Source organism: Candidatus Desulfatibia sp., assembly GCF_036446775.1.
Classification (GTDB): domain Bacteria; phylum Desulfobacterota; class Desulfobacteria; order Desulfobacterales; family UBA11574; genus Desulfatibia_A.
The window spans coordinates 1-2,406 of the sequence record NZ_JAZFTO010000053.1; the positions used below are offsets into that span (position 1 = coordinate 1).

General features: G+C 45.7%; 2 protein-coding genes. Both read right to left on the reverse strand.

The genetic code is table 11. The features are described 5' to 3' along the window. Window positions 1-36: 36 nt before the first annotated feature. Entirely contained in the window at window positions 37-726 is a 690-nt protein-coding gene (locus V3S16_RS02290) for a PAS domain-containing protein (RefSeq protein ID WP_413883057.1), read from the reverse strand. Window positions 727-1,347: 621 nt separating this feature from the next. Continuing rightward, window positions 1,348-2,142: an ATP-binding protein gene (locus V3S16_RS02295; RefSeq protein ID WP_413883058.1), complete on the reverse strand. Its 795-nt coding sequence runs from the start codon at window positions 2,140-2,142 to the stop codon at window positions 1,348-1,350. Window positions 2,143-2,406: the final 264 nt, after the last annotated feature.

A 2,406-nucleotide genomic window follows, 5' to 3' on the forward strand; every position in this document is an offset into this window, starting at 1 on the left:
AATAATTGAGCCATCTTTGCGGAGAGCCTTATGTTCCTAAGGTTTGTCAAAACCTGATCTAATGTTCTTTAATACTAACTCTCGATCTTCCTCGGCAACCAGAGCCATGACTTCTCTGCCAATCAACTCATCGCGTTCATATCCAAAAAGATCAGCAAATTGGCGATTAAAGTCTATGATCTTGCCTTGCTCGGTAATTGCTACTCCTTCAAAAGCTGAATGGTAAAAACTTTTCAAGCGCTCTTCACTTTCCACTAGTGCCTCCTCAGCCTGCTTGCGTTCAGTTATATCTCGCCCCACCGATTGATATTCCACTACTTGCCCATTCTCGTCAAAAATTGCCCTATCCACCCATTGATTCCAACCAATTGTTCCATCTGGGCGAATAACACGGTGTTCGCCCATTGATACAGGGCAGTCAGGAGTTAGTGTTTCTATCCTCTTTTCGACCGTTTTACGATCTTCTTCGGAGACTAGTGGGAAAAAACTGGAGCCGATAACCTCGTCACGTGTTTTTCCAAAAAAACGACAGTAGCTCTCATTCACGAAGGTTCGGATTCCTCCAGGCAGCCATCTAACGATGAACTCGGTTTGGTCTTCTATAATATTACGGTAACGTTCTTCACCAACTATCAGTGCCTCTTCAGCCCGCTTGCGCCTTATAGTTTCTTCTTCTAATTCCTTAACCTTTTGCTCCAATTCTTCATATGTTTGTTTTCTGGTCATTAGAAAATCCTCCAGCTGAAAAAACGAAAAGGCCCATGCTAAGGTATAGTTTAAATACCATGTATGAGCCTTTATGCATTACATCGGGCGTACTCCCTGAATTTGGCTACATTTCAGATTAGGTTCGAGGTAATTTCATTTTCACTGGAAACTTCAAATGATATTCTGCAATTATCTTAAAATAACATGGGAGAACCAGAACTGCAAATATTATCATTTGGGCAAGAAGGTAAAGAAAGCATGGAATCGAATTCGGTTAGGGGAGAGGCTGCTTTTCGGAAAAAAACGATTATTCAGTGCTATTATATTGTGAAATGCGCATGTGATACTTTGTAAAAGTTATAAATATCAATGATGTCAAAGTCTTGTGATACGAATTGCATAAGTACAACTAAGATGGGCAGCCAGTGTTCCTCTCCCTCAATTTTCATAGAGCACCCATTCTATTATTGAAGAGTTCCCTGCAGCCCCGCTGATGCGGAACTGCAGAGAATCTTAGATCGTTACAATTTTGGGGTGCTTGCTGATAAGAAAATCGAGCAGAAAAGGGTCGACTTTCAACAGATCATCGATTTTGGTTTTAGCATTAAGCTTTATTTTACCGGCTCCTCAACAGGGTTTTTAACTCCTGGTACGCTTTAGGATTTTGCCCCGTGTGCTTATGACTATCTCCTCGATGGGAATTTTAACGCCGGCCTTTTCCATGCCCTTTTTAACGATAATGGGAAGTCCGGAGCAGCAGGGGACCTCGATAATAGGAATGGTAATACTGTTGACTCCGGAATATTTGCAGATTTCCGCAAATTTGTCGATATAGTGCTGGGCATCATCTAATTTTGGGCATCCCATCACAACCGCTTTGCCCTGTAAAAAATCCCTGTGAAAAGAGGGATAGGCTATGGGGACACAATCTGCGACCACCAGAAGGTCCGCTCCTTTAAGAAAGGGAGCCTGGGCAGGAACCAGCATGATCTGCACCGGCCAGTGGGATAGTGCCGATTCAGCTTCACTTTCGGCAGCAGCCGGCAGGCCGGCCGCCTGATTAGCACCCGCCTCAGCAAAAGTCTGCATGCCGGCCGAGGGGCAGCCATCAGCCGCACCAAAGCTCTGCATGCTGTCGGACGGGCAGCCACACGCCAGGGTTTCCTCCTCAGGGGCTTTTTCTTGTTCGGCCAGATGCTGATGAACGGCCTCTTCATCAAACTCATCGGCTTCGCGTTCAATGATCTTGATGGCATCGGTCGGGCATTCTCCCAGGCAGGCACCAAGCCCGTCGCACAATTTATCCTCAATAATGCGGGCCTTGCCGTCAACAATCTCCAGGGCACCCTCGGCACAGGACGGTATGCAAAGACCGCACCCGTCGCACAGTTCTTCATCGATTTCTACTATTTTACGCGTTAATGTCGTGCTCATGTCTACACCTCCGTTTTTTTTGTCTATCTGTTTTTTTGGTTTAACTATTAATAAAATCGCTTTGCGATTTTATGTAACGTTCGCCTTCGGCGTACTCCAAAAAGGAAATTCCGATACTGTCCAGTCAACTCAGCAAGATACCTTCGGCTTCTTTGCGGCCGCCGGCGGTTAAAAACGACTTGTCAACGATGCGGGCCAGCCGGTCGGTATCCATGGGGCTTTCTTTATCGTCGTCCTCTAAGTTGGCGATAAGATCGGCATCAT

What these genes read in the sequence shown, in the direction of transcription:
- V3S16_RS02295 (WP_413883058.1), bottom strand. Translation starts at nt 2,142, where the DNA reads ATGAGCACGACATTAACGCGTAAAATAGTAGAAATCGATGAAGAACTG.
- V3S16_RS02290 (WP_413883057.1), bottom strand. Translation starts at nt 726, where the DNA reads ATGACCAGAAAACAAACATATGAAGAATTGGAGCAAAAGGTTAAGGAA.